Annotated in this window: 29 protein-coding genes and 3 pseudogenes; 19 read left to right on the top strand and 13 right to left on the bottom strand. The window is 62.7% G+C overall.

The genetic code is table 11. The features are described from left to right. Position 1 precedes the first annotated feature (1 nt). Both ABIB80_RS25220 and ABIB80_RS25215 read right to left on the bottom strand, forming a co-directional pair. The gene (locus ABIB80_RS25220; RefSeq protein ID WP_007596942.1) at positions 2-1153 is read right to left on the bottom strand and encodes an ATP phosphoribosyltransferase regulatory subunit; all 1152 of its coding nucleotides are present in this window, start codon (positions 1151-1153) and stop codon (positions 2-4) included. A gap of 132 nt (positions 1154-1285) precedes the next feature. Beyond that, on the bottom strand, positions 1286-2038 hold the full coding sequence (locus tag ABIB80_RS25215; RefSeq protein ID WP_007596940.1) for a 16S rRNA (uracil(1498)-N(3))-methyltransferase: 753 nt from the start codon (positions 2036-2038) through the stop codon (positions 1286-1288). A 210-nt stretch (positions 2039-2248) separates the two neighbouring features. Between ABIB80_RS25215 and ABIB80_RS25210 the strand changes: the two genes are divergently transcribed. Together ABIB80_RS25210 and ubiA are read left to right on the top strand one after the other, a co-directional pair. Beyond that, on the top strand, positions 2249-2908 hold the full coding sequence (locus tag ABIB80_RS25210; protein WP_007596938.1) for a hypothetical protein: 660 nt from the start codon (positions 2249-2251) through the stop codon (positions 2906-2908). Further along, entirely contained in the window at positions 2905-3837 is a 933-nt protein-coding gene (gene ubiA / locus ABIB80_RS25205) for a 4-hydroxybenzoate octaprenyltransferase (RefSeq protein WP_007596935.1), read from the top strand. Before ABIB80_RS25210 ends, ubiA begins: the two co-directional genes overlap by 4 nt. Here ubiA and ABIB80_RS25200 read toward each other — a convergent pair. After that, a complete protein-coding gene (locus ABIB80_RS25200) occupies positions 3834-4352 on the bottom strand; it encodes a DUF6101 family protein (RefSeq protein ID WP_007596933.1) in 519 nt (172 codons plus the stop codon). The two genes, ubiA and ABIB80_RS25200, sit on opposite strands and share 4 nt — an antisense overlap. Before the next feature lie 264 nt (positions 4353-4616). Here ABIB80_RS25200 and ABIB80_RS25195 point away from each other — a divergent pair, with 264 nt between their 5' ends. The 7 genes from ABIB80_RS25195 (at position 4617) to ABIB80_RS25165 (ending at position 10798) form a co-directional block, all read left to right on the top strand. Next, positions 4617-6020 carry a TldD/PmbA family protein gene (locus ABIB80_RS25195; protein ID WP_354128663.1) on the top strand — a complete coding sequence of 468 codons (1404 nt, stop codon included), beginning with the start codon at positions 4617-4619 and terminating at the stop codon, positions 6018-6020. Next, positions 6007-6825: an inositol monophosphatase family protein gene (locus tag ABIB80_RS25190; RefSeq protein ID WP_007596930.1), complete on the top strand. Its 819-nt coding sequence runs from the start codon at positions 6007-6009 to the stop codon at positions 6823-6825. The genes ABIB80_RS25195 and ABIB80_RS25190 overlap by 14 nt, the downstream gene beginning before the upstream one ends. 60 nt (positions 6826-6885) lie before the next feature. Then, positions 6886-7128, top strand: a complete 243-nt coding sequence (locus ABIB80_RS25185; protein ID WP_007596929.1) for a DUF4170 domain-containing protein — start codon at positions 6886-6888, stop codon at positions 7126-7128. Continuing rightward, entirely contained in the window at positions 7125-7838 is a 714-nt protein-coding gene (locus ABIB80_RS25180) for a lysophospholipid acyltransferase family protein (RefSeq protein ID WP_007596928.1), read from the top strand. Before ABIB80_RS25185 ends, ABIB80_RS25180 begins: the two co-directional genes overlap by 4 nt. After that, positions 7801-9147, top strand: a complete 1347-nt coding sequence (locus ABIB80_RS25175; RefSeq protein WP_088941022.1) for a 3-deoxy-D-manno-octulosonic acid transferase — start codon at positions 7801-7803, stop codon at positions 9145-9147. Before ABIB80_RS25180 ends, ABIB80_RS25175 begins: the two co-directional genes overlap by 38 nt. Beyond that, entirely contained in the window at positions 9140-10156 is a 1017-nt protein-coding gene (gene lpxK, locus ABIB80_RS25170; protein WP_007596926.1) for a tetraacyldisaccharide 4'-kinase, read from the top strand. The genes ABIB80_RS25175 and lpxK overlap by 8 nt, the downstream gene beginning before the upstream one ends. Positions 10157-10462: 306 nt before the next feature. Further along, positions 10463-10798: a GYD domain-containing protein gene (locus tag ABIB80_RS25165; protein WP_007596925.1), complete on the top strand. Its 336-nt coding sequence runs from the start codon at positions 10463-10465 to the stop codon at positions 10796-10798. A gap of 374 nt (positions 10799-11172) precedes the next feature. On the opposite strand, the gene ABIB80_RS25160 is transcribed toward ABIB80_RS25165, so the two are convergent. Further along, positions 11173-11367, bottom strand: coding sequence for a hypothetical protein (locus tag ABIB80_RS25160; protein WP_083869876.1), 195 nt, complete (start codon positions 11365-11367; stop codon positions 11173-11175). Positions 11368-11864: 497 nt separating this feature from the next. Here ABIB80_RS25160 and ABIB80_RS25155 point away from each other — a divergent pair, with 497 nt between their 5' ends. Then, on the top strand, positions 11865-12170 hold the full coding sequence (locus tag ABIB80_RS25155; RefSeq protein WP_007596923.1) for a hypothetical protein: 306 nt from the start codon (positions 11865-11867) through the stop codon (positions 12168-12170). Between the two features lie 16 nt (positions 12171-12186). On the opposite strand, the gene ABIB80_RS25150 is transcribed toward ABIB80_RS25155, so the two are convergent. After that, on the bottom strand, positions 12187-12414 hold the full coding sequence (locus ABIB80_RS25150) for a DUF2093 domain-containing protein (RefSeq protein WP_007596922.1): 228 nt from the start codon (positions 12412-12414) through the stop codon (positions 12187-12189). A gap of 175 nt (positions 12415-12589) precedes the next feature. Here ABIB80_RS25150 and ABIB80_RS25145 point away from each other — a divergent pair, with 175 nt between their 5' ends. Further along, on the top strand, positions 12590-13414 hold the full coding sequence (locus ABIB80_RS25145; protein ID WP_219685584.1) for a dienelactone hydrolase family protein: 825 nt from the start codon (positions 12590-12592) through the stop codon (positions 13412-13414). Between the two features lie 223 nt (positions 13415-13637). After that, entirely contained in the window at positions 13638-13823 is a 186-nt protein-coding gene (locus tag ABIB80_RS25140) for a hypothetical protein (protein ID WP_198288339.1), read from the top strand. A 249-nt stretch (positions 13824-14072) separates the two neighbouring features. Here ABIB80_RS25140 and xseA read toward each other — a convergent pair whose 3' ends face one another. Then, positions 14073-15695 carry an exodeoxyribonuclease VII large subunit gene (gene xseA, locus ABIB80_RS25135; RefSeq protein ID WP_354128662.1) on the bottom strand — a complete coding sequence of 541 codons (1623 nt, stop codon included), beginning with the start codon at positions 15693-15695 and terminating at the stop codon, positions 14073-14075. A gap of 137 nt (positions 15696-15832) precedes the next feature. Between xseA and ABIB80_RS25130 the strand changes: the two genes are divergently transcribed. Genes ABIB80_RS25130 through ABIB80_RS25120 form a run of 3 tightly spaced genes read left to right on the top strand, consistent with a single transcriptional unit; the run spans position 15833 to position 17693 of the window. Next, positions 15833-16843 (top strand): alpha/beta hydrolase, encoded by a 1011-nt coding sequence (locus tag ABIB80_RS25130; protein WP_007596919.1) that lies wholly within the window; start codon positions 15833-15835, stop codon positions 16841-16843. Continuing rightward, positions 16840-17394: a hypothetical protein gene (locus tag ABIB80_RS25125; RefSeq protein ID WP_007596918.1), complete on the top strand. Its 555-nt coding sequence runs from the start codon at positions 16840-16842 to the stop codon at positions 17392-17394. The genes ABIB80_RS25130 and ABIB80_RS25125 overlap by 4 nt, the downstream gene beginning before the upstream one ends. Then, positions 17394-17693 carry a winged helix-turn-helix domain-containing protein gene (locus ABIB80_RS25120; RefSeq protein WP_007596917.1) on the top strand — a complete coding sequence of 100 codons (300 nt, stop codon included), beginning with the start codon at positions 17394-17396 and terminating at the stop codon, positions 17691-17693. The genes ABIB80_RS25125 and ABIB80_RS25120 overlap by 1 nt, the downstream gene beginning before the upstream one ends. Positions 17694-17805: 112 nt before the next feature. Here ABIB80_RS25120 and ABIB80_RS25115 read toward each other — a convergent pair whose 3' ends face one another. Then, positions 17806-18330 (bottom strand): DUF8737 domain-containing protein, encoded by a 525-nt coding sequence (locus ABIB80_RS25115; protein WP_007596916.1) that lies wholly within the window; start codon positions 18328-18330, stop codon positions 17806-17808. A 15-nt stretch (positions 18331-18345) separates the two neighbouring features. After that, the gene (locus tag ABIB80_RS25110; RefSeq protein WP_354128661.1) at positions 18346-18699 is read right to left on the bottom strand and encodes a hypothetical protein; all 354 of its coding nucleotides are present in this window, start codon (positions 18697-18699) and stop codon (positions 18346-18348) included. Between the two features lie 178 nt (positions 18700-18877). Here ABIB80_RS25110 and ABIB80_RS25105 point away from each other — a divergent pair, with 178 nt between their 5' ends. After that, the gene (locus tag ABIB80_RS25105) at positions 18878-19792 is read left to right on the top strand and encodes a LysR substrate-binding domain-containing protein (RefSeq protein ID WP_007596914.1); all 915 of its coding nucleotides are present in this window, start codon (positions 18878-18880) and stop codon (positions 19790-19792) included. Between the two features lie 34 nt (positions 19793-19826). Here ABIB80_RS25105 and ABIB80_RS25100 read toward each other — a convergent pair whose 3' ends face one another. After that, the gene (locus ABIB80_RS25100; RefSeq protein ID WP_007596913.1) at positions 19827-20813 is read right to left on the bottom strand and encodes a crotonase/enoyl-CoA hydratase family protein; all 987 of its coding nucleotides are present in this window, start codon (positions 20811-20813) and stop codon (positions 19827-19829) included. A 174-nt stretch (positions 20814-20987) separates the two neighbouring features. On the opposite strand from ABIB80_RS25100, the pseudogene ABIB80_RS25095 reads away from it, so the two are divergent. Continuing rightward, positions 20988-21200: pseudogene (locus tag ABIB80_RS25095) on the top strand (winged helix-turn-helix domain-containing protein); the annotation flags it as partial. 145 nt (positions 21201-21345) lie between these two features. On the opposite strand, the gene ABIB80_RS25090 reads toward ABIB80_RS25095, so the two are convergent. Together ABIB80_RS25090 and ABIB80_RS25085 are read right to left on the bottom strand one after the other, a co-directional pair. Further along, positions 21346-22188: a Crp/Fnr family transcriptional regulator gene (locus ABIB80_RS25090; protein WP_007596912.1), complete on the bottom strand. Its 843-nt coding sequence runs from the start codon at positions 22186-22188 to the stop codon at positions 21346-21348. 306 nt (positions 22189-22494) lie between these two features. Next, positions 22495-23032 (bottom strand): annotated as a pseudogene (locus ABIB80_RS25085) (REP-associated tyrosine transposase). A 59-nt stretch (positions 23033-23091) separates the two neighbouring features. On the opposite strand from ABIB80_RS25085, the pseudogene ABIB80_RS25080 reads away from it, so the two are divergent. Together ABIB80_RS25080 and ABIB80_RS25075 are read left to right on the top strand one after the other, a co-directional pair. Beyond that, a pseudogene (locus ABIB80_RS25080) lies at positions 23092-23226 on the top strand (transcriptional regulator); the annotation flags it as partial. Between the two features lie 183 nt (positions 23227-23409). Beyond that, positions 23410-24315, top strand: a complete 906-nt coding sequence (locus ABIB80_RS25075; RefSeq protein WP_354128660.1) for a 3'-5' exonuclease — start codon at positions 23410-23412, stop codon at positions 24313-24315. Here ABIB80_RS25075 and ABIB80_RS25070 read toward each other — a convergent pair. Continuing rightward, positions 24290-24934, bottom strand: a complete 645-nt coding sequence (locus ABIB80_RS25070) for an SLATT domain-containing protein (protein WP_354128659.1) — start codon at positions 24932-24934, stop codon at positions 24290-24292. The two genes, ABIB80_RS25075 and ABIB80_RS25070, sit on opposite strands and share 26 nt — an antisense overlap. Beyond that, positions 24934-26162 (bottom strand): reverse transcriptase domain-containing protein (locus ABIB80_RS25065; RefSeq protein WP_354128658.1); only part of this gene is annotated, 1229 nt, incomplete at its 5' end. The genes ABIB80_RS25070 and ABIB80_RS25065, both read right to left, overlap by 1 nt.

Below are 26162 nucleotides of genomic sequence, written 5' to 3'. Positions count from 1 at the left end.
CTTAAGCTCCCACCTTGCGGCCGATCCGGGTCAGCGCATCCACCCAGACCGAGAAACCGACCGCAGGGATCGGCTCGGCCGATCCAAGCTGGGTCATCAGCCCGTCATAGCGGCCGCCGGCAACCAGCGGCTCGGCCCCGTTGCCGCGGTGATGCAGCTCGAATTCGAAGCCGGTGTAGTAGTCGAGCCCGCGTCCGAACGCGGTCGAAAAGCGCGTTCCCTTCACATCGATGCCGCGCGCGGCCATGAAGCCGACCCGGCTTTCGAACTGGTCGACCGCAGCACTGAGGTCGAGCTTCGCGTCATTGGTGAGCGCGCGCAGCTCGGCGACGGCGTCATCGGGGTTACCCGATATCGACAGGAAACGCTTGAGCACGGCGATGGCCTCGCGCGGCAGCGCACCGCCCTTCAGTGTCGACTGCTCGAGGAAGCGGTCGGCAATCTCGGCCGTGCTGCGGCCGCCGACATTGGTGGTGCCGGCGATCGACATCAGATCGGTGACGAAAGCGAGTGCCGCCTTGCGGTCGGAGCCGGCGAGCGCCGCGAGCACGCCCTCATATTCGCTGCGGGTCGCGGTCGTCGCGGCTGCCAGCCGCTCCAGATCCTGCTCCAGGCTGATCTTGCGGTTGAAATCCTTGACCAGGCGGCGGCGCCAGACCGGATAGAGGTTGAGCGCGTCGAGCAGCGCGTTGAACAGCGCTACGTCGCCGGTGCGGATCTCGACGTCGCGGACGCCGAAGGCGGCGGTCGCCTCCAGCGCCAGCGCCAGCATCTCGGCATCGGCCGCGGCGCGGTCCTGGCGGCCGAACGATTCGATGCCGGCCTGCAGGAATTCGTTGCTCTGGCCGTTGCGGTAGCGAAACACCGGGCCGAGATAACTGAACCCGGCCGGCTGGCCGGCACGGCCAGAGCTGAGGTAGTCGCGGGCCACCGGAATGGTCAGGTCCGGGCGCAGGCACAGCTCCTCGCCGGAGAGGTCCGTGGTCAGGTACAGGCTCTTGCGGATGTCCTCGCCGGAGAGATCCAGGAACGGTTCGGCCGGCTGCAGGATCGCGGGCTCGGCCCTGACATAGCCCGCCTGCGCGAACGACAGCAGCAGCGTGTCCGCCCAGGCGGCGGAGCCGGCAGCATTTGAGGTGGCAGTCGCGGTCATGTCGGGGTCCATCGTCCCGGTGGAACCGGGCAGGGCAAGCAAGGGGAGCGAATTGCCGCAGGCCTTAGCATGGCCCGAAAGCGGTTTCGACCTCCAAAGGATCAATCGCTTAACGGTCGGCCAATATCGGCATCAGGCCATTTTGCCACGCCAATCGCCCAGCACCGCCTGCACCAGCGCCAGCGCGGCCACCGCGGCCGTGTCGGCCCGCATGATCCGCGGTCCCAGCGCCAGCCGCAGGATATTCGGCTGCCGCAGCAGCAGCGCCCGCTCTTCCCCGGCAAAGCCGCCTTCGGGGCCGATCAGCACGTCGATTCCCTCTGCCGCGCCTGCGCCTTGCAGGCTCTGAATGGGGTTTTCGAGCTCCGCCGCCTCGTCGCAGAAGATCAGCAGCCTGCCAGCGGCGCGCTGGGTCAGGAAGCGCTCCAGCGGCACCGGCTCGGCAACGGTGGCGATGCTGAGAATGCCGCATTGCTCGGCCGCCTCGACGACATTGGCGCGCATCCGCTCGGTATTGACGCGGGAAGCTTGGGTGAACCGGGTCAGAACCGGCTGAAGCGAGGCAGCGCCCATCTCGATGGCCTTCTGCACCATGTAGTCGAGCCGGGCGTGCTTGAGCGGGGCGAAGACGTAAGAGAGGTCGGGCAGCCTGTCCTGCGGCCGGGTCTGCTGGAGGATGACGAGGCCGTCCGGCCGCTTGCGGCCTTCGATGGCGGCCTGCCATTCGCCGTCGCGGCCGTTGAACGCCAAGACCTCGGCCCCGGCGGCAAGCCGCAGCACATTGCCGAGATAATTGCTCTGGTCGCGGTCGAGCTCGACCCTGCCATCCTGGGCCAGGGGGGCATCGACGAACAGGCGGGGGCCGCGGAAATCGTGGGAGGGCATCGTTCAAAAGTCCAATTTGCCGCCGTTCTTAACCGAAAGCAGTACTTTCGGGGTAAATTTTGCCAAAATGGTGCGTCGGCGCGCCGCGCTCCTGCCCTATTCAACGGGTTGTTAAGGGCCGGCGGGAATCGTAAAATCGCGAGCACGCTGGTTGCGCTTCAATTGGGAAGACGCCGAACCCCGCAAGCTCCTGCCGGAGAGACTGCCTTGATGATCCGTCATTTGATGGTTCCGATCACTGCCGCCATGGTCACGATGGGCGCCGTTTGTGCCTATGCGCAGGGTTTCCCCGCGCCGCTGCCGGGCCAGGCCCCAACAAGTTCCGCGTTTCCGCCCGTGAACGGCTCGGCGCCCGTCGCCTCCGTCGGCGGCGCGCCGCAATCGTCCTTCCCCGTAAACGGCGCCGCGCCTGTCGGCGGCGCCGGCGCCTTCAGCGCCGCGCCGCCGACGCAAGCCGGTCCCGGCGAGGACTGCATGAAGGCGTTCATGCCTCTGCGCGAGGATGCCGAAAAGCGCGGCAAGCTGATCAAGGCCGCGAGCGACCGTCACGCTCCACCTGACGAGGCCTGCAAGCTGATCCGCAACTTCAGCCAGGCTGAGACCAAGATGATCAAGTACATCGAGGCCAACGCCTCGAAATGCGGGATTCCGGCGCAGGTCGGCGCGCAGATGAAGGACGGCCACAAGAACACCGAGGCCATGACGGCGAAGGTCTGCAACGTCGCGCAGCAGATGCAGAACCAGCCGCGCGGACCGGCCGGTCCGTCGCTGAGCGAAGTGCTGGGTTCGGGCTCGGCGCCCGAGGCCAATGCCGGCAAGAAGGGCGGCAGCACCTTCGATACACTCAACGGCAACGTCCTGACGCGATGAGCGACACATCCGCCCGAGTTGCCGATTCCACCGGCAACTGGGTCGATACGCGTGCGCCGCAATGGGCGCGGCCTTATCTGCGCTTGTCCCGCTTTGATCGTCCGATCGGCTCCTGGCTCCTGTTGATGCCGTGCTGGTGGTCGGCGGCGCTCGCCGCCGGCATGGCGCATGACGTCCGCGGGCTGCCGCTCACCATCGTCCTGTTCTTCATCGGCGCCTTCGTGATGCGGGGGGCAGGCTGTACCTGGAACGACATCACCGACCGTGATCTTGACGACAAGGTCGAGCGCACCCGCTCGCGACCGCTGCCGTCGGGCCAGGTGAGCGCGAAGCAGGCGCTGGCCTTCATGGTCGCGCAGGCGCTGATCGGGCTCGTGGTGTTGCTGCAGTTCAACCGCTTCGCGATCCTGACCGGCATTGCCTCACTGCTGATCGTCGCGATCTACCCGTTCATGAAGCGCATCACCTGGTGGCCGCAGATCGTGCTCGGGCTTGCGTTCTCCTGGGGCGCCCTGATGGGATTTGCCGTCACCTTCGGGCGCATCGACGTCACCGCACTCGTGCTCTATGCCGGCGCGATTTCCTGGGTGATCGGCTACGACACGATCTACGCGCATCAGGACGCAGAGGATGATGCGCTGATCGGCATCAAGTCCACCGCGCGCCTGTTCGGCGCGCATACGCACCAGGCGCTGATCCTGTTCTACGGCCTGGCGATGCTGCTGATCGGCGTGGCGCTGGCGTCGGGCGATGCGCGCTGGCCGGCCTGGCTCGGACTTGGGGCCTTCGCCGTGCATCTGGCCTCGCAGATCGCGCGGCTGAATATCAGCGACGGCGATCTCTGCAAGCGCCTGTTCTACTCGAATCGCGATGCGGGGCTGTTGCTCTTTGCGGGTTTGCTGGCCGACGCGGTGCTGCGAGCGGCCTAACTCCGCGCGATGATCTCGCGCTCGTCGCGATGCACCGACAACTCGCGTGCGACACCGGTGCGGCGGCGCATCAGAAATTTCGGACGGCGGTGGCGGATCGCGTTGGCGCGGCGACGCCGCGGCGCGGGTTGGCGTGCGCCTTCGTCGAGCTGCGGAAGCGCGAACAGCTCGCTCCAGATCGCCCAGGCCTCAACGAGTTCGTCGCCATCGGCGCTGACCAGCAGCGGAATGGAGAGCGAGGGATCGCGATGCACGAGGACGAGGGTCTGGGCCTCGTCGTTGCCGCGCAGCGCGACGCCGATGAAGTCGCTGACGCGGACGTTGATCGCCATCCGCATGCCGCGGACGGCACGGTGCAGCACGACACGTTCGCGATGAAGCTCGATCTGCCGGACATATCCGTCGGCGCGCGGATCATGCGCATCGAAGCGGACCGGAAGGGAAAGGGGGTCGAGCCGCAGGGAGCGGCTCGACCCGGCGGGAGTGATCCCGCTTGTTGCTGTTTGACGCCTCACGGCTTTAGTTCTCCCCGCCAGGATTATGTTCCCGGTCGATGCGAGGACCTTAGCGCGGGCCTTTCCGAAACCGCTTAAAAAGGCTGGTTAATCCAACCTCACCGCCGCGCATGATTGACAAGACCTTGGCGCGCATGATTGACGAGACGTTGCGCGCAAGGTGCGAATCTGAGCTTTTGGTGGGTTGAAAATGCTTGAAGTCCGCGCGATCAGGGCACATCTGTGGGTTCCGGTCCCGCAGCCCGCCCCAACAGGATTTCGTTTGTGAACCCTTCACCAAGCTCGACGCTTTCACCCAAGAATTCGTCCACAGCCAGCCGCGACCTGTTCGACCAGTCTGCGCTCTCCGATCTCGCGCAGCGGCTGGTGGAGGCTGCCAGGCGCGCCGGCGCGGATGCGGCCGATGCGGTCGCCGTGCGTGGCGTCTCGCAAGGCGTCGAGGTCCGCGACGGCCGGGTCGAGGAATCCGAGCGTTCCGAGGGCGATGATGTCGGCTTGCGCGTGCTGGTCGGCCGGCGCCAGGCGGTGGTCTCCACCAACGACGCCAGCGGCGATGCCGTGACCAAGCTTGCCGAGCGAGCGGTTGCGATGGCGCGTGTTGCGCCCGACGACAAATATGTCGGCCTTGCCGATCCCGCATTGCTCGCGCGCGACTTTCCCGATCTCGATCTGCTCGACCCTGACGTGCCCGCCACCTCGGAACTCGAGCGCCGCGCGCTCGAAGCCGAGGCTGCGGCGCTCGGAGTGAAGGGCGTGACCAAATCCGGCGGCGCCTCGGCCTCTGCCGGAATGGGCGGCATGGTGCTCGTCACCAGCACCGGCTTCCACGGCTCTTACCTGCGTTCCAGCCAGGGCATCTCCGCCACCGCCATTGTCGGCGACGGCACCGGCATGGAGCGGGACTACGATTTCACCTCGGCGCCGCATGGTGCCGATCTGCTGTCGCCCGAGATCGTCGGCCGTTCCGCGGGCGAGCGCACTGTGGCGCGCGCCAATCCGCGCAAGGTCGAGACCTGCAAAGTGCCTGTGGTGTTCGATCCGCGCGTCGCGGGCTCGCTGGTCGGTCACGTCGTCGGCGCCATCAACGGCGCTTCGATTGCGCGCAAGACCAGCTTCCTGAAGGACAAGCTCGGCCAGCAGCTGTTCGCCAAGAACATCCGCATCATCGACGATCCCCTGCGCAAACGCGGCCTGCGCTCGCAGACGTTCGACGCTGAAGGTGTCGCCGTGAAGAAGATCGCGCTGATCGACGAAGGCGTGCTGACGACCTGGCTGCTCGATTGCGCCACCGCGCGTGAGCTCGGTCTCACCACCACCGGCCATGCCCATCGCGGCGTCTCCTCCTCGCCGTCGCCCGGGCCGTATAATCTGCATCTTGAACCCGGCACGCCGACGCCGGCCGAACTGATCTCCGACATCAAGCAGGGTTTCTACGTCACCGATTTGATCGGCTCGGGCGTCAACGGCGTGACTGGCGACTACAGCCGCGGCGCCTCCGGCTTCTGGATCGAGAACGGCGAACTCACTTATCCCGTGAGCGAGGTGACGATCGCCGGCCATCTGTTCGAGATCTTCAAGTCGATGCAGCCGGCGAACAATCTCGAGTTCCGCTACGGCGTCAATGCGCCGACGGTGCGCATCGAGGGTTTGACGCTTGGCGGACGTTGACGCGAACGCAACAGGCGAAGCCATCCTGACGCGCGACGCGGCGCTGCTGCAAGACACGGTGCGGGAGGCGGGCGCACTCGCGCAGTCGATGTTCCGCACCGAGCTGAAGAAGTGGACCAAGGGCGCGTCCTCGCCGGTCTCGGAAGCCGACATCGCCGTCAACGATCTCCTGGAAGCGCGCCTGCGCGCGGCGACGCCCGACTATGGCTGGCTGTCGGAGGAGAGCGCCGACGATGAGGTGCGGCTGTCGCGGCGGATGACCTGGATCGTCGATCCCATCGACGGCACCCGCAACTACCTCAACGGCCACGACGAATGGTGCGTCAGCGTCGCGCTGGTTGAGGACGCCTCGCCGGTGCTGGCCGCGGTGTTCGCGCCGACCAGCGATGAGTTCTTCTTCGCCGCCCGCGGCCAGGGCACGATCCTCAACGATGTGCCGGTGCGGGCGACGGCTGGGTCCGAGCTCGACTTCTCGCGTGTCGCGGGTCCGAAGCCCCTGGTCGAGCGCCTGAAGCCGTCACTGGGCGAGATCAAGCTGCATCCGCGAATCGGTTCGCTCGCGCTGCGGCTGTGCCGGGTCTCCCATGGCGCGCTGGATGCGGCTTTTGCGGGCGGCAACAGTCATGATTGGGACCTTGCGGCGGCGGATTTGATCGTGCAGGAAGCCGATGGTAGGATGAGCGATCTCTCCGGAGATCCCATCCTCTATAACCGCCGGCAAGTCACGCATGGGGTGCTGGTGGCAGCGGGTCGCGATCGTCATGCGAACATTGTCTCGCATTTTCGAAACCGCCCCTTGCCGTGAAGCGCTTTCTCGTGCTTGTCGAACACTGCTTTGCCGGGCAGCCCGTTAGGAACAGAACCGATGCCAGATAGTGCCCCGCAACAACTGCTCCACCTCGTCGTCGGCGGCGAGCTCGTCGATCTCGAGCACAACACCTTCAAGAACCTCGACGACGTCGAGATCGTCGGCCTCTATCCGAACTATGCGACCGCGCACGCCGCCTGGCGCGCCAAGGCGCAGAGCACGGTCGACAACGCGCAGATGCGCTATTTCATCGTCCATCTCCATCGGCTGCTCGACCCGAATCAAGAACCGGCGCGTTGAAAAAGCTGCTTCGCAATACGCTGAGGAGCAGCTTCGTTCAGCGTGCCGTCGGAATCCTGGCGGCGGAATATCTGCGTCTGGTCTGGCGGACGAACAAATTCACGTTCGATCCGCCGGACGTCTATGACCGCGTCGAGCCGCAGATCCCGGCGATCTTCGCGTTTTGGCACGGCCAGCATTTCCTCACCCCCTTCATCAAGAACAAGGACTGGTACAAGGCCAGGGTCCTGATCTCCCGTCACCGCGACGGCGAGTTCAACGCGATTGCCGCCGAGCGGCTTGGCATCGGCACCATCCGCGGGTCCGGAGACCATGGCGGCGCGTTTCACCGCAAAGGCGGGGTCGGTGCCTTCAAGGAAATGGTGCGGACGCTCCAGGACGGTTGTAATGTCGCGCTGACCGCCGACGTCCCCAAGCGCTCGCGCGTGGCCGGGCTCGGCATCATCATGCTGGCACGGGAATCGGGGCGGCCGATCATGCCTTTTGCGATGGCGACCAGCCGCTTCATCCGGCTCAAGAACTGGGACCGCACCACCATCAACCTGCCGTTCGGGCGGGGCGCGTTGGTCGGCATCAAGGAAATCCACGTTCCGCCGGATGCGAACGCCGCCACCATGGAAGCGCTGCGGCTCGAGCTGGAGGAGACCTTGAACGAGGCGACCCGCCAAGCCTATGCGCAACTCGGCCGGCCGGGACCTGCAGATGCCTAAATCGCTGCCCGGCTCGCTGCCGTTGACGCTGCGGATGTACCGGCGCCTGGCGCGTGGCCTGGTGCCGCTCGCGCCTGTGCTGATCAAGCGGCGCCTGAAGCAGGGCAAGGAAGATCCCGCGCGGGTCAGCGAACGGCGGGGTCTGTCCCGGGACGTGCGGCCGCACGGTCCGCTGGTCTGGATTCACGGCGCCAGCGTCGGCGAGGTCCTCGCCGCGGCGGCGCTGATCGAGCGCTTGCGCGATCTGAACCTGCGCATTCTGCTCACCTCGGGCACTGTCACGTCGGCTGCTATTGTGGCAAAGCGTTTTCCGCCCGACGTGATCCATCAATACGTGCCGTATGATTCCCCGCGTTATGTCGCGCGCTTCCTCGACCATTGGAAGCCGTCGCTGGCGCTGTTCATCGAATCCGATCTGTGGCCGAACCTGATCCTGGCCGGCGCCGCGCGCCGCGTGCCGATGGTGCTGATCAACGGGCGGATGTCGCCGCGCTCGTTCCCGCGCTGGCGCCGGATGCAAGGCACCATCTCGGCGCTGCTGTCGCGGTTCGACATTTGTCTGGCGCAGTCGAAGACCGATGCCGAGCGCTTCTCGACGCTCGGCGGCCGCGACGTCGTCACCACGGGCAATCTCAAGCTCGACGTGCCGGCGCCCCCGGCCGATCCCGCCAAGCTCGAACGGCTGATGGCGATGACGCGCGGGCGTCCGATCATCGTCGCGGCCTCGACCCATCCGGGCGAGGAGGAGATGCTGGTGGCGGCGCATCGCAGCCTCACCGGTTTCTTCCCGCAGCTCCTGACCGTGATCGTGCCGCGCCATCCGGATCGCGGCTCCTCGATCACAGGCCTGATCACGGCCTCCGGCCTGAAGCCGGCCCTGCGCTCGCGCGACGAGCTGCCGACCGCGACCACCGACGTTTATGTCGCCGACACCATGGGCGAGCTCGGCCTGTTCTATCGCCTCTCGGACATCGTGTTCATGGGCGGATCGCTGATCCATCATGGCGGCCAGAATCCGATCGAAGCGATCAAGCTCGGCGCGGCCATCGTCCATGGTCCACACGTCTTCAATTTCGCCGATGTCTACGAGGCGCTCGATCACAGCGGCGGCGCGCGCCAAGCCGACACGCAGGAACTACTGATCAAGCAGCTCGGCCAGCTGCTCGCCGATCCTGCCGTGCGAAAGAACGTCCAGCAGTCGGGCGCCGGCGTGGTCGAGGATCTCGGCGGCGCGCTCAACCGCACCATGACCGCGCTCGAGCCTTATCTCTTGCAGTTGCGGATCGAGATGGGGGCCGCCAATGCGTGAGCCGGCCTTCTGGTACCGGCCACGTTCCCTCGAATCGTACGCATTGGGGCCGCTGGGTGCGCTCTACGGCGCGATCACGGAACGGCGGATGCTGCGCGAGGGCGTCGACGCCGGCATCCCCGTGATCTGCGTCGGCAACTACCATGTCGGCGGCGCCGGCAAGACGCCGACCGTGCTGGCGCTGACGAAGCTCTTGCGCGAGCTCGGCGAGACGCCGGTGGTGCTCAGCCGCGGCTATGGCGGCAGCCTCAAGGGCCCGGTGATGGTCGACAGCATGCGTCACACCGCGTCCGACGTCGGCGACGAGCCGCTGATGATGGCGCGCGACGTCCCTGTCACGGTCGCGCGCGACCGTCTCGACGGCGTCGTGCTGGCGAAGTCGCAAGGCGCCACCGTGATTTTGATGGACGACGGTTTCCAGAACCCGCGTCTTCTCAAGGACACCTCGCTGATCGTGATCGACAGCGAGCGCGGCCTCGGCAATGGCAAGGTGTTTCCGGCCGGTCCCCTGCGTGCGCCGCTGAAGGCGCAGCTTGCGCGCACCGACGCGCTGGTCCTGATCGGCGGCGGCCGCGCCGCCGACGCTGTCGCCGCCGAGCTTGCCAGGCGCAACAAGCCGGAGCTGCGCGCGCGGCTGAAACCCGACGCCGGGTCGGTCGCAAGACTGTTGGGCAAGCCGGTGTTCGCGTTCGCCGGCATCGGCGATCCCGAACGGTTCTTCCGCAGCTTGCGCACTGGCGGTATCGAAGTCGCACGCACGCGCGCCTTCGCCGATCATCACATGTTTTCGAACGACGAGATCGCAACTCTCGCCGCGGAGGCGCAGCGCGAGCAGCAAACACTGGTGACGACGGAAAAGGATCTCGCGCGTCTGCACGGCCGCGAAGGCGTGCCGGACGGCATCGTGCCGTTCGCCGTCCAGCTCGAGTTCGACGACCCGGCTACGCTCCGGCAACTGATCAGCGATCATCTCTACAAGGCGCGCGAGCGAAGATTCGGCAGGCGATAATGTCGGACGGCGGGCGAACCGCGCTCGTTGTGGACGCACGGTGTGACGAAAAGCATTTCATGCGCGGGTGCGATATGTGGCAACCGAGGTGACATGTCGCGGCTGACGAATTCTCTTCCGCACGTTCGGGAGTTGATGTAGCGTTTCATGAGAGCCGTCACCGGGACGTGCCGAACTCCCGGAAATCATCGACGGCGTTTATGCCCACGGCGGGCAGTACCTTCATCATTTCAGATGCAGCGGCCGTAACGACGAGTTCGGAACGGCAGGGAAAGTCATTGCCAAAAACCCAGAGGAGAACATGCCATGCATTTTTGCCTCACCGGACAATACACACCACGCGCTCTCAATGCCATTTTGGAGAACCCCAAGACCGATCGTCAGGAGGCGGCAAGAAAACTTATCGAAGCGGCCGGCGGAAAGCTGATTTCGATGTTCAGCGTTGCGGCCGACGGCCCAGGCGTTTTGGTGATTTTCGATGTGCCTGATCCGGGTGCGGCTCCGGCCATTTCCGGCCTGACCGTCACGGCGGGCACCCTGCAGAACGTGAAACTGACGCGGCTGTTCACGCAGGACGAGATCAAGCAGGTCCGCCAGAACGCGGCGAAGCTGCGCTCTTCGTATACCCCGCCCGGAAGCTGACATCCGGATCTGAAGCGAAGCCGCCGCAGTCCGAAACGGCGGCAACGCTCACCTCACAGCAGGAATAATGTTTGCAAGCCGAGGCGAAGGCCTTCCAGCCTCCGTTGACGAACCATGCTGTACGCTGCGTGCTGCGTCCGCGCCGTCGTCCGACCGGACGTGCTTGCCAGCGACCTCGGCAACGGCCTGCGATTGCGGTTCAGCAGTCAATCATGCTCACCACGCCCCAACGGCCATCAATCCGATAATGGTCAGGCACGAGGCGCAGGCTACCATGGCGGTATAGTACTCGGGTGTATTCATTGCTGCCTCCCAAACTGTTGCCAACTGCTTGGTCACTGCTACGCGGGAGAGATCGCCGGTCTCGGGCCGCTTCAATTCGGCGCGCGGCGACCGGTCTTGCGCTGTGTGTCCGTCCTCTCATCGTCACCCTGATCCGGATGATGATGCGCTTCGAGAGCTTCAAAGCGTTCAGCTGCGATCAGAAGCTGTTTCCGCATTTCAGCGAGGCGGGCGCGGCAATATTCACGATAGAGCAGGTCTAGTATGGTGGGCATGATCACCCCCATCGTTGATTTTCGATTTACAAATAATCCACCGCGAATTTTCGAGGTGATCGTAGCCCGACAGATGGCTCTTCGATATGAGCCCGTTCACAGACTGCGCCAATTCCAGAGCTCAGTGGCCGTTTGGTTGACTTGATTGTCTGTGCGATAAAAAGAGCAGGGCCAATTACCTAAGATGAAGCATAGCGGCGCTTTGTTTCACCAAGACTTCGTCAAACAACCTAAGAGCGCCAATCGCAACAAAGAATCCAACCACAACGCGAAATGGCTAACCACGGAGTGCAAGCACTCTTCGATGCAACGCGGATCGGCATAACGGAAATCGTCTCGGCTGTGCGAGCAGCATTTCTGGTGCGTGCGAACATGCCTCGTGAAAAAGCTGCACCGCTCGTGCTGTGCCGGCAGGGCAGCTGCGCTTTGCCCATCCGACACAGCAGCCTGCCATTCACGCGTCGTTCATCGCAAAACTCCTAACCGTTTCATACGACCAGGAGAGTTCGATGAAGTTGCCGTTCGCCGCCGTTGCCGCCAGCCTTGTGTGTCTGATCATTGCGCCGGTGTTTGCACAAACGACTCCGCCGGCTCCTCAAACCACCACCGTGCCGGTGCCCGCGACCAAGCGCGTCACCTGCCTCGCGACAACTCAGAACCTGAAGGGACAGGACAAGCGCGACCAGATGCAGCTCTGCATGGCGCAGGCGCGGCTGGATTGCCTCAAGCAGGCGATCGATCAGAAGATCGTCGGCGAGCCCAGGAAGAGTTTCATCAAAACCTGCGTGGGCACGGATGGCGCGGAGCAGCAATAGACGCGCGCCCGCGGCCTCAGGCTTGCGGCTTGGGCGCGCCCGGGTAATGTCGCTCGAGCACGGCGGCGGGTGTGGCGTAGGCTTCCTGCAGGTCCACGCTCCAGTATTTCAACTCGTCGAGCGGGATGCGCGTATCGGTGATCGCGCAGCGCACGAAAGTCCCCGGCGAGATCACGCGGAAATCGCCGTCGAGATATTGCACCTGCGCTTCGCCATGGCCCGAGGGGCCGAACTTGTTCAGCACGGTCGAAAGTCTCCGTGGAAGGCCGCTCCGGGGTCACCTTGGAGGGCACGATGTGTTGGACGGGATGTAGCATAAATAGGGTGGCTTGTCCGCCCGGTAAACCCACCGGTTTGTGATGTTTTGGCGCCGTTTCCGCGTGATAGTGCTTGAGCGAAGGATCCAACGGCAAAGTTCGATGCGCCTTCCGTTCACCGCCCTGTTCCTGACGTTCCTGATCTCGGCCGCGCACGCGTCGCCGGCGCCGCAGCCGGTCGAGATTCCGCTGGCGTCCGGCGTGCTGCATGCGCAGCTCTACAAGCCCGAGGGCGCGGGGCCGTTTCCGACCGTGATCGCGCTTCATGGCTGCGGCGGGCTCGGTGGCCATTCCGATTCCGTGCTGCCGCGCTATCGCGACTGGGCCGAGCGGCTGCTCAAGTCCGGTAACGCCGTCCTGCTCCCTGACAGCTACGGCTCGCGTGAGCTCGGGCCGCAATGCCGCGTCAAGGACATCCACGTCAAGGCGCGGCGCGAACGCGTCACCGACATCGCGGCGTCGCGCGCCTGGTTGATGCGGCAGAGTTGGGTTGCGCGCGACCGCGTCAGCCTGATGGGGTGGGCGAATGGCGCCAGCGCGCTGCTTTGGGCCGTGCGTCCGCAGAGCCTGGCGCGCGATGTGGGCCCGGATTTCCGCGCCGCGATCGCGTTCTATCCGGACTGCAGGATTTCCGCAGGCCTCGGCTGGAGCACACGGGTGCCGACGCTGGTGCTGATCGGCGGCAATGACGACGTCTCGTCGCCGCCGGCCTGCCGCCAGATGGTCGATGGCGCGCATGGCCGCAGCGCGCTCGCGCGCATCGTGGTCTATCCCGGCGCCTATCACGACTTCGACCGCGCCAACACGCCGCTGCACGCAGCTGCCGGCAGCACCGACGCCGCCACGCCCGAGCACGGCCATCTCGGCACCGATGCGGCAGCGCGCGCGGAATCGCAGAAGGAAGTTGCGGAGTGGCTGGCGCGGTGACGGCAGTGCCGTAGCCCGGATGAGCGTAGCGATATCCGGGTAGGTCCGTCCCGCATATCGCTGCGCTCGTGCGGGCTACATGTGCCGAGCGGGGCCGCCCTTGGGAACAACAGCGGACAGCCCCGCATCGACCACCGCCCTGCACGGAAAATGGCCGACCGTGACTCTACGGATCCCGCGCCGTGTGGGTTTCAGCCCGTGCCGACGCCATCATTCGACCACGATGTCGATTAAACGCAGTCCCATGCGCAACCGCTTCGTCCTGTTCTCCTCCGCCCTGATCGTTTTCACCGTCGCGGTCTTCCTGTTCGAAGCCCATCTGTTCGAAGCCCATGCCGGCGCGCCACAACTCGCGCCGGAACATTGCGGTTTCTGGACCACGATCGACGCGGGCTTGTCCTGCCGCTGAGACGCGCAGTCTTGTAGCCCGGATGAGCGTAGCGATATCCGGGGCCGCTGGTCCCGGATGTCGCTACGCTCATGCGGGCTACGACAGCGATTTCGTGGCACGCGTCCCACACACTCACTGTCATCGCCCGGCTTGACCGGGCGATCCAGTACGCCGAGACGCCTGTGATTGATCGAGAAGCCGCGGCGTACTGGATTCCCCGCTTTCGCGGGGAATGACGCCGAGGGTGACGCGATGCCGTCGCTCCAGCTAAAACAAATTCCCCTGATCCACCGGCTTGCCCACGCGCTTTGGCGCTGGCTTCGCCTCCTGCGCCGCCGCCTTGGCTTGCGCCGGCGCGCGTTTTGCCGTCGGTGCTGCACGATCCGCATCCGCGGTCGCACCCACGCGTCCATCCGCAAACTCGATCTCGACTCTTGCACCAGGCCCGATCGTGTCCGCCGAATGCAGGGGATGGCCGGCCTCGTCGCGCACCAGCGCAAAGCCGCGCGCGAGCACGCCGCGATAAGACAGCGCGGAGAGCAGCTTGCCGCTGTTCTCGACGCGGGCGTCGAGCCGCTGCAACAGCGTCACCAGCGCGCGGCCCGCGCGCTCGGCCAGGCGATGCGTGCGTTCGCGCTGGCGCGCAATCGCGTTGCGCTGCGCCTGCGCATTGGAGAGCTTCGAGGCGCGCAAGCGCACCTCCAGCCCGGCGAAGCGGTCGCGCCGCCGCCGCAGCAGCGAGCGCGTGGACAGTCCGAGTCGCTCGCCGCACACCGTGAGGCGATGATCGGCCTGCGCGATCTGGCCATGCAGCACCCGCAGCGTCAGCTTGGCGCCTGCGGCGGTGAACCTGCGGAAATGCGCGTGCGTATTGGCCTTGAGGCAGCGGGGCAGGGACGCACCTGCCGAATCCAGCCGCTGCCGCGGGATCGCCAGCAAATCGCCTGCCGCCGGCAGCGCGCGCGCGGCCGCACGCAGCTCGCTGCGACGGCTCTCCTGGCCGCGTTGCCAGCAGGACCGGGTGCGTCGCCCGAGATCGCCGACCTCGACAAAGAGATCGCTGCGCACCGGCACGGCCATCTCGGCCGCCGCCGTCGGCGTCGGCGCGCGCTTGTCGGCGACGAAATCGATCAGCGTGATGTCGGTCTCATGCCCCACCGCCGAGATCAGCGGGATCATGCTCTCGGCCGCGGCACGGACCACGATCTCTTCGTTGAACGACCACAGATCCTCCAGTGAGCCGCCGCCGCGCGCGACGATCAGCACGTCCGGGCGCGGAATCTTGTCGCCCTCCGGCAGCGCATTGAAGCCGCGGATCGCGGCCGCGACCTGCTCGGCCGAGCCTTCGCCCTGAACTTTCACCGGCCACACCAGCACGTGGCGGGGAAAGCGGTCCTCCAGCCGATGCAGGATGTCGCGGATCACGGCGCCGGTCGGCGACGTCACCACGCCGATCACCTCCGGCAGCCACGGCAGAAGCTGTTTGCGCGCCTCGTCGAACAGGCCTTCGGCGGCGAGCTTCCGCTTGCGCTCCTCCATCAGCGCCATCAGCGCGCCGATGCCGGCCGGCTCCAGCGCCTCGATCACGATCTGGTATTTCGAGGAGCCCGGATAGGTCGTGAGCTTGCCGGTGGCGATGACCTCGAGCCCCTCCTGGGGCTTGAAGCGCATGCGGCCGTGCACGCCCTTCCAGATCACCGCCTCGATCTTGGCGCTCTCGTCCTTGAGCGCGAAATAGCAATGGCCGGAGGAATGCGCGCCGCGGAAGCCGGAGATCTCGCCGCGGACCCGGACATGGCCGTAGGTGTCCTCAACCGTCCGTTTCAGGGACTGCGAGAGCTCGGAAACGGTGAATTCGGGTGTGTTGAGCAGGGGTTCCGCTGAAGGCATCGGCAAACGATTCGGCATTTGGGGATCAGACCCGACGTTAAGGATTTTTGCGGCGCCGCGCCAATCCGGGGATTGACCAAGAGAGTACTCTGTCATATAGAGTTCTCTATAGTTGATCGGTTTGAGGGGAGTGGATCATGGCAGTTCGATTGCTGCGCGGCGTGTTGAACGGAATGAAATGGGCCCTCTGTGCGGTCGGCGCCGTGGCGCTGATCCTGGCCGCGATGATCGCAACCCCGCTGACGCGGCCGCCCGAGATGCGATCGGTCTCCGACTCCTCCAAGGGCATCGATTGGTCCACCCTCCCGCCCCTAGAGCGCTTCCAGGCCCGCGACGGCACCTGGATCGGTTTCCGCCACTACGCTGCCAACGGCCCCGCGACCGGCCGCGGCGCGATCTTCATCCATGGCTCGTCCGGCTCCAGCGGCACCGTCAATCATGCCCTGACCCATGCCATCGCCTCGCGCGGAGTGGAGACCTGGGCGCTCGACATCCGCGGCCATGGCGGCTCCGGCACGCGCGGCGACATCGGCTATGTCGGCCAGCTCGAAGACGACCTCGTCGATTTCGTCGCCGAGGTGCGCAAGGCCGCGCCGGAGCTGCCGCTCACCTTGATCGGCCATTCCGCCGGCGCCGGCTTCTCGCTGCGCATCGCCGCGACGCCGATCATGCAGGACATGTTCGTGCGCACCGTGCTGCTCGCGCCCTATCTCGGCTATGACGCCCCGACCAATAAGCCGCATGCCGGCGGCTGGGCCAATGTCGACCTGCCGCGCTTCTTCGCGCTCGCCACGCTGCGCAAGCTCGGCATCGACTGCTGTTCGCAGCTTCCGGTGCTCGCGCTCGCCGTGCCCGCGACTTCGGCAAAGTACCTCGTCTCCACCTATTCCGATCGCCTGACGCGCAATTTCGCGACGCGCGGCTATCGCATCGATCTTCCGGCGACGACACGTCCGGTCACGATCTTCGGCGGCGCCGAGGACGAGATGATGATCTCGGACAAATATGCGGAAGTCGTGCAGGCCATCAAACCGTCGGTCGATGTCAAGATCATCGACGGCATCAACCATATGGGCATCGTCACCAACCCGAAGGCGATTTCGGTCATCGCCGACGATGTGGCGACGCGCGGGGCAAGGCAGTCATGATCGACAGCAAGGAAGCGTCCGCGGCGCTGGCCGATATCGACGACATCGTCCAGCGCGTGAAGCAATCGCAGCTCTATGAGCTGGCGAGCTTTGCTGCCGTCTGGTGGGGCCTCTTGGTGTTCGCGGCCAATCTCGTGACCTGGCTTTGGCCGGTCTATGCGGTCTACGCCTGGGTCGCCGCGGACACTTTGGGCGCCGGCGGTCTGGTGGCGCTGCGCATTTTCAATCCGCCGCATCACTCCCATGGCGCCGCTTTCAACGTCAGACTGCTTCTGGTGTTCGTGCTGTTCTTCGCCTTCGGTTATCTGTGCACCAACGTGATCGGTCACTTCGGCCCGCGCCAGCTCGGCACGTTCTGGCCGCTCTACTTCATGCTGTTCTATACGCTGGCCGGTCTCTGGTTCGGCTATGCCTTCATGGCGATCGGTGTCGGCATCTCCGCGCTGACGCTGATCGGCTACTTCTACATCGGCGAGGCGTTCCCGCTCTGGATGGCCTTCGTCAATGGCGGAGGCCTGATCCTCGGCGGCCTCTGGATGCGGCGGATCTGATGGCCGAGCTCGACGACATCATCCACCAGCCGTTGCGGCTGAAGATCATGGCGGCACTGAACGCGCTGCCGGCCGCGACAGGATTGGAGTTTTCCCGGCTGAAGAAGCTCACCGGCGCGACCGACGGCAATCTCGGCGCGCATATCGAGACGCTGGCCAAGGCGGGCTACGTATCGGTGGAAAAAGCCTTCGTCGGCAAGAAGCCGCAGACCACGGTCATCGCCACCGCGGCAGGCCGCGGCGCGTTCGCGCGGCATGTCGCGACGTTGCAGGAGATCATTGCGGGGAAGCAGGTCTGATCTTCCAATAGGTCTGATCTTCCGAAGCTGGCGCGCTCGTTGTTCGCTTGCCACCAGGCCCACATCGCTATGCTGCGCATACGTCACCGGGTTGTACGGGATGCGAAGAGACTTAGTTGCGAGCCGGCGCCGGAGTCGACGAGTATTCTTCCGCTGGTCCGACCTTAAACAGAAGCAGAAAGATCAGAACGTGACTGACAAGTAGCAAGGGGACGTAAAGTGCGGGCACGTAAATCCCTGCGCCCATCAGACCGGGATCTCTGAGTTGTGTCACTCCCATGTAGTATGCGTTCAGGAGGTCGATCGTGCCCCAGACATTGAAGACCCAAACAGCTGGAATGGCGATCGACCAGCGCCGGGAGAGTGCCGCCATCGAGCCAAGGGCCAAGGCCGCGGCGATGAAATCGCCCCATCCGACCTGACGGGCGAAATCCGGATTCAATTCCGGCGACACAAATCCAGTCACCAGGAAATTCATCCCAAAGAATCTGAAGGCATGAAAGGCCGCAATCAATCGCAAAGCCTCAAATCGCGGCAGGCTACGCAGCCATGGCCAGACATAGATGTAACCGATCGCTGAACTTGTCAGGAAGGCGCCGACGACGCTCAGAACAAATGGCAGGTTGATGGCGGGCATTTCTCTGCCTCCTCGCTATTGCGGGCGTTCCGGGCTGGCCAGAAGCAACCGAAGGGGCAGCAACGGACCGACCGCGATGTACTCGTGATCGACGAGGCCTTGCCGGGCCAGCGGCAGATCATCCATGATCGCGTGCGCTTCCGCCACATCCCTGGTGTCGAGCAAGAAGACAGCACCGCGGCCATCGGCACGCGAGAACCATTCCCGGATTTTCCCGCCGACGTAGAGCTGCACGGTCTGTCGGACTTCGGCCGGCATTACAGCCATGACCTGTTCGCGTGTGACGTTGCTCTTGGCCGTCAGGATAACCATCACCCCAGTTGTTACGGGCGATAGGTTTTGTGTTTGGGCAATGGATGCTTCAGTCATGGCAAGGGCTCCTATGAGGATGAAGGTGAGGGCGGCGTTCCGGACTTGCGTCATCGTTTTCAGGCTCCGACTCTGGCGCGATAGGCAACCAAGTCACCCGCCGGCGTGGCGTCTCGCTCTGCAACTGAACTTAAGAAAGCTTTCGTCGGTCCACTATCCGCTATAAAGTGGACAAGCCATGAAGCAGAACTTCACAATGAAGCAGGGCACGATCGATGGTGTGGAGGCATTCCTCAGCGTTGCCCGGCACCGCAGCTTTCGAAAGGCGGCCGCAGAGCTGGGCATCACCCCATCGGCGATGAGCCAGGCGGTGCGCGCGCTCGAGGCGCGCATGGGCGTTGCCCTGTTCGTTCGCACAACGCGCAGTGTCGGCCTCACTCAAGCTGGCGAGCAATTCCTGTCCCGCGCCAGACCAGCCTTTGAAGAGCTCATCGCGGCCGGAGCTGCCGTGCGCGAACTCGGGCAACGTCCCGTCGGGCTTTTGCGGCTCGCCGTTCCCAGAGCGGTCGTTCCGCTGATCCTGCAGCCGGTCATCCTCTCGTTCTGCAAGGCTTATCCCGAGATCGAAGTGGAGATTGCTGCCAGCGAGGAGCGAGTAGATCTCGCCGCCGGAGGATTTGACGCCGGCATCCGGATGGGTCAGTTCATCGACGCCGACATGATTGTGGTCAGGCTTTCCCAGCCCTTCCCGTTCGTCGTTGTCGGGAGTCCCGATTATCTGCGCGCACGGACACGACCGAAGCTTATCGACGACCTGCGTGGCCATGCCTGCCTGCGTCTGCGCCGGCCGAACGGATCAGTCGTGCCGTGGTCGTTTCTCGACGGCAACAGAACGATCGAGGCAGTCGTCTCGGGTCCGCTTGTCGCGCACGATTATCCGACGCTGATCGAAGCGGCAGTGGAGGGTTTGGGACTTGCGCAGGTGCCTGGCCCACCTGTTAAGGCTCATATCTCGGAGGGCCGATTGCAGGCGGTGTTGACGCGCTTTGGCACGACAACTCCCGGCCTTTTTCTCTATTATCCGAGCAAGCGCCAAATCTTGCCGAAACTGCGCGCTTTCATTGACCATCACGCCAAGTCTCGGCGCCGTTGACGCCTGCACTCACTCGGCCGCCCCGGTGTGGCGGTCAGCGCCCGCGGAAGGCGGGAGCACGCTTTTCCCCAAGCGCCCGGAAATATTCCTGGTGATCGTCGCTCTGAGCCAATCGAGCCAGTTCAGGAAACAGCGCCGCGTACGCGGCTTCCTGACCTTCGCTCAGCGCGCGATGGGCCGACGCGATTGTCGCTCGAATTCCAAGCGGAGCCGCGGCCGATATCCTGCGAGCGACTGCGATCGCCCGATCAAGTTGCTTTCCGGGCGGCGTCACGTATTGAACCAATCCCATTCGGTAGGCCTCATCGGCGCTCCATTCGTCGCCTATCAGCATGTAGCGCATCGCATTTGCCCAACCCGCTTCCCGGACGAACGTGATCGGTGCACCCCCAGCAGGGAAGTGTCCGCGGGTGACCTCTGGTTGGGCGAACACGGTATCGCTCGCTGCAACGCGGACATCTGCCGCCAGGAAAAGCTCATGGCCTGCACCCTGGCATTTGCCCTGGACGGCGACGACGAGTGGCTTCTGCCTGCGAGGAGGTATCGTGCCGACGGGATTGATGAACTCAGACATTTCCGGGAACTTGCCCGTGCGCAAGACTGGCGCCCAACTGTCAGGATCGAGCACACCGCCAACGAAGTCGGAGCCTTGGGAGTAGAGGACTGCGACGCGCAGCGCGTCATCGTGGTCGAGCATATACATCAGGCGACCCAAGCCAATGACGCTTGATAGGTCGACACGGTCGGTCTCCTGCCGAATGCCGATCAGCAGAATTGAGCCGTCCACGCGTTCCACTCTGACATTGCTTGGCATTGTGCCCGAACCCGTTGGAGCAGAGGCAACCGGGGATTGGACCTGCGCAGAACTCGGGCCCCCAAGCAGAACCGTGGCGCCTGCACTTGCAGCTAGAAACGCTCGACGATGTAATCCGCCCGCGTTCTGCTCAGAAAGCCGTCGAGAAGGCGGCGAATAAACTTCTTTCTGGTGGAGTTCATCGCGCTTTGCGGGGATGTCGTTCATCTCAGTGTCTCCTGTGAGAGCTTTGAAATTGCTGAGGAGAGATAGGACGCATGCTCGATAGGGGCTATCCAGGATAAAACTCACAGGGTGTGAAGGAGAACTTCACAGTCAAATGATATGGCGAGCGACATTCATTCCTACGATGTCAAGCCATGAGATGACTCGCCTCGCCCCGAATTCGCGCGGCTGAAGAAGCTCACCGGCGCCACCGACGGCAATCTCGGCCCGCATATCGAGACGCTGGCCAAGGCAGGCTACGTGTCGGTGGAGAAGGCCTTCGTCGGCAAGAAGCCGCAGACGACCGTCACCGCCACCGCCGCCGGCCGCGTCGCTTTCGCGCGGCATGTTGCGACATTGCAGGAGATCATCGCGGGGAAGCAGAGCTAGGACGTGTATTCATAAACGTCGGCTTACTAACGCAAAGCGGAAGTCTCCCACCACGGGCGTGATCGACGGCTTGTGACCCGTTGCGGATCTGCGCCGACTGCTACCTAATGGCAGCTTCTGACCGAAGGCGGTCATCGCATGGTCTCTACTTCTCCGCCCGCGAAACGGCTCTGGATTCACCCCTCGCTCCGCCGGACGAGACGATGGCGTTTTCCCGGAACGGCGCACGGGTAGGCTGGGGCGCCGACAATTCCTGGCAATACATCCGATCGATCTTGCGCTGCATAAGCGCATAGCAGTCGCATGCGACCCTCTCGAGTCGCGCCCGGTCGATCTCAACAAATCCGCGCCGGTCGGAGGGGACGGCTCCGGCCTCGCGTAGCTTGCTCATCGTCAGAGTCACTGTCGTCCGCCGGACCCCAAGCAATTGCGCAAGCGCCTCCTGCGTCACCGGGAGGAGGTCATCGGGAACGCGGTCGTGAAGCTGCAGAAGCCACCGCGCCATGCGGCCATCCACCCGGTGCAGCGCGTTGCAAGCGGCTACGTGCTGGAGTTGCAATAACACCGCGCGGGCGTGGAGCTGAACGACATTCCTGATGGCCGCGCTTTGCGCATAGGCATCCCGAAATTTGGCGGCGGAAATCAATGATGCTGTGCCCGCCATGCGTGCAATCGCGGTCACGGATGAAAGCGATGGGCCGAGTACGGAGAAAGAGGCCAAAGCGCCTTCCCGTCCCATCAAGGTGGTTGCGACCGTTTGCCCGTCCGGCATATCGAGCATGAAGGCGATTGCGCCGCTATGGGGAAAATAGACCGGGTCCATCTCATCCCCCGAGCGCACCAGAACGGCATCTGGCTCAAAGGAGACCTTCTGGAAGTGGGGCGTGAGCAAGCCGAGATCCGCCGGCGGCAGCGCCGCCAATAGCCGATTCCCGATGCCGGTACGGTAGAGGGTCACGGATGCTTTCTCTTGTGAAAGAGCATCCATTGAACGCCGGTATCCATCTCTTTCATTCACTATGATTATCCGAATACGAGTTGCGCGAAACGCAACTATCCAAACAGAGCCATTGGTCGAGATCAAGCACGGACATTTGCGGAGACGCTGCCGGCGTCTCGCCGCGCAAGCAGGATCTTGCATACATCATACTATTCACGCCCGTTGTGCGACTCGGCGAGCGGGGCCTGCGGGATGATCGAGCGATGATGGTTCCGGAAGCGCCCGCTCTTGGCTTCCTAGCTGACGTCTTCAGCTCGTAGGATGGGTTGAGCCCTTGCGAAACCCATCGCTTCTCTATCCCCGTTCTCCGAAATCGCGGCCGTCATCCGACTGATCGCCGGCCCAATCGGCCGGATAATTGCCGAGCTTTATGTGGCGATGAAGCGAGGAGGGCGCCCAGTCACGGACTCTGTCGACGAGCCCGTGCTTGACCGGATTGATATGAACATAGTCTACATGCAGCGCCGAAATCGGCTTCGTCGCGAATGGTATGCTCCCAATATCTGCGTTGTCAGATGCCCCGTTCACCTCTAGCCGCGCGGCTTGGGGATATCCTCTCGTTGCGCGCCAGACCGCGCGAAAAGGTGGATTTGATCAACTGCCTGCGCATTCCAAAATCGGCATCACCTTCTGGCAACGTCCACACCGTGTGAAGGTGATCCGGCAGCACCACGATGGCATCGGTCGTGAATGGATGGCGTCGGTGCGTTTCACGCAACGCCGTGCGCAACAACCCGATATGATCCGTCAGCAACGCTAGCTTCCGCTCCGCCAGGTTGACGGTGAAGAAGAAACACCCACCCGAAACGAAGTTGCGGCGGTACGAGGTCATGACGGACGTTATCACGAAACAAGTGCGATGGGTTTCGCAAGGGCTCAACCCATCCTACGGGCTACGTGTCGGTGGAGAAGGCGTTCGTCGGCAAGAAGCCGCAGACCACGGTGACCGCGACTGCGGCCGGCCGCGTCGCCTTTGCGCGGCATGTGGCGACGTTGCAGGAGATTATTGCGGGGAAGCAGGTTTAGCCCATTGGCAGGACTGGTACAGGCACTTAGACCATAACATCGCGGAGCCCGTGCAAACGCACTTGTGCGAAAATTACGCCGCTGGAAGCAGGCGAACGCGTTGCGGGCGTACCCTCCACGGCTTGAAAGACTACATTCTCACCCTACAGTAAAGGTCTGAGATTTGCTCTAGGTTAGTTGCACATGGTCGATCATCGATACGAAGACTGCATACGTGAACTTGAAGCTACCGGTGATTTTCGGGTCCTGAGGCGCGCAGCGCTCGGGCCAATTGCCGACCGAACGTCTGTTCAAGACAAGATTGCTGTCATTGTAGACGTGGAGACGACAGGTCTAGATTTGGAGCGAGATGAAATCATCGAAATCGGGATGGTCGCTTTTTCTTACGGAGACGACGGCAGGCCTAAGAATGTCATTGGGACGTTTAGCGGTCTACAGCAACCTCAGCGCCCCGTATCGTCCGCGATAACTGAGCTAACGGGCATTTCGAACGACGACGTGGCCGGCAAGATTATAGACAGAAAAGCTCTCGAAGCATTCATTCAGCCGTCCGCCTTGGTCATAGCCCACAATGCTGCATTTGACCGCCCCTTTTGCGAACGGCTAACCGATGTCTTCGCTGAGAAGTCATGGGCCTGTTCGATGAGTGAAGTTAATTGGCGAGCAAGGGGATTTGAAGGCTCCAAACTGGCTTATATCCTCGGCCAGTTTGGGCGATTTCACGACGGTCACCGGGCGATGGATGACTGTATAGGGCTTTTCAACGTCTTGACTTCAAGTTTTCCACACACCGAAAGTCCGGTGTTTCTCGATTTACTTTCGCATGCTCGGAAGCCAAGCATACGAATTTCAGTCGTGGCACCATTTGAGATGCGCGATACATTGAGGACCCGGGGATACCGTTGGCATCCTGGAAGTCCCGGCCGACCACGTTCCTGGTGGATTGAAATCGAAGCTGACGCTCAAGAGAGGGAATTTCTTGCTCTGCGCAGCGAAGGAGTACGCAGCGAGAATCTAATTTCGGAGACGCTTACGGCGTTAAACCGCTTCAAGTTAATGCGCCCTATTTTACAAGACCATTCGAAATAACAAAATGGACCGTATACCAAACGGTCGGCACGATTATCGCGACGAGCAGGAATACGTGCATGAACATCGAGGAAAAATAAAACCAGCAACGGAAGAGTAATCGCCGAACAGGAAACCATAGGCTCGAATAAAGCCCATTGGGTTTAGCAGAATCATATCGCCAATGAGTATAATCCATGCTCGTGTGATTCACTTGTGTTTCGCTAATATGCCGCTCATACGTTGCTGCTATTTTCGCCAATTTAGCCACGTTGGGCTTCGCCGTCGCCAATTCTCTTTCCAATTCTCTCATGCAAACAGATATTTGGAGCGCGTTCTGCTGAAACTTTTCAGCTTGCACAGAGCGACTAAAAGCGTAGTCCATCAACGAGACGACTAACAATGCAACGGAGGCAATCGCAGAGATGGCGGAGTAAAAGCTCGCATGCTTCGTGGTGATGATCTCAGGAAACGCCATAGAGAAAATAGACCACGCCAACAGGTAAACAGAGAGAAAAGCAACGGTGCCAACGCTCCATCGCTCTTTCACTTCCATTGACGACGCGGCCCCGAATCTGCAGCCGCGAGTGCGATACATAATTTCAGCAAGCTGCTTATAATAATTGATTTCGTCTGACATCAGTATGAGTAACCCGTTCCAGTCGTGTCGACTCCACCCAGGCCATGCCGCATCCAACTTTTCCTAGCAGCACGCCACGCCGTGAAGAAACTAGGGATCCGAGTGTCCAACGGCAATTTAGGGAAATCATACCATGTACCGTCGATCATCTTTCTCTCCGAAATTCTCTTCATCGCCTTAAGCGCAACAAGCGAGGCAAGTGTTTTAGGAAAGGATAGAAGAAGTGCTCTGCGGGCCTCATACGCCCGACACAGAGAATCGACAAGCCAGCCATCAAGGTTTCGGAAAACCGCGCCGTCTTCGACTAAGCAAAAATAGGAAATGGCTCCGCTCAGGTTGGATATGTTTTCAGTGCCCGCAAGATAGTCGTCGATATCGTCTTGGGAACGCCCGCCGTAGACATAGGCACGAAGCTCATTCAAACAGGTCAGTAGGTCCCAATCCCGGAATCCAGCACCAATCCGCTTTGTTTCAAACGACTTCGTTCGTCTCGGATGAAGCAGCAGGTGGTTGTAGATAATTCGCGCGCACCGACGCTTAATTGCTCCAAGGGCCTTATCACTGACATGAAGGCCGTCTCGATGAAAACTATAGCTGAGGAAGTCGAACTGTTTGATGCTCGCTAACTCCGCAGGCTGTTCGGAAAAGATGCGTATTCCGCTCGATTTCTGATGATTTATGCCGACTCCGCTCCGTTCCGAGAAGCGTTGAATTGCACTCGCACACGCAAGAGCGTCTTCGTAGCTGTAATTAATAATAACGGAGTCATCTGCAAACCGCGCAAAGGCGCCGTTCAATCTGCCCAACTCCTCGTCCAAAGGATGTGCTGCGGCATTTGCTAAAAAGAGGGACAGACTGTTCCCCTGTGGAATACCCACCGACCTGGTTTCAGGGGCCTTTCCTCCTTCCTTGTACTCATGAGTCATTGCAGCACGAAGAACAGCGCGCTCCATATGAGTGGTCAAAAAAGGGCCGCCCTTCTCAATCAGTGCAGCCAAATAGGAGTGTTGGATAGAATCAAAGTATTTTGAGAAGTCATACTGACTTACGAAGATGGTTTGGGCCTTCAAAAGCGTCCTTATGTGCAGGATCGCGTCCAAGGGAGTTTTAGTTTGCTGATAGGCGTAACTTGAATCGTATTCCTCCGGGGTGGGCCGCCTTGTTGAGTTGCAGGTATCCGACGAGGATCTAGCTTTAAGGCTAGCCTTAAGGTCGGTAGATGCGGGTA

Origin of the sequence: Bradyrhizobium sp. i1.15.2 (assembly GCF_040548425.1) — a bacterium.
In the GTDB taxonomy this organism is placed as follows: domain Bacteria; phylum Pseudomonadota; class Alphaproteobacteria; order Rhizobiales; family Xanthobacteraceae; genus Bradyrhizobium; species Bradyrhizobium canariense.
Note: the sequence above shows the minus strand (reverse complement) of the source record. Positions and strands in the feature narration are given on the sequence as shown.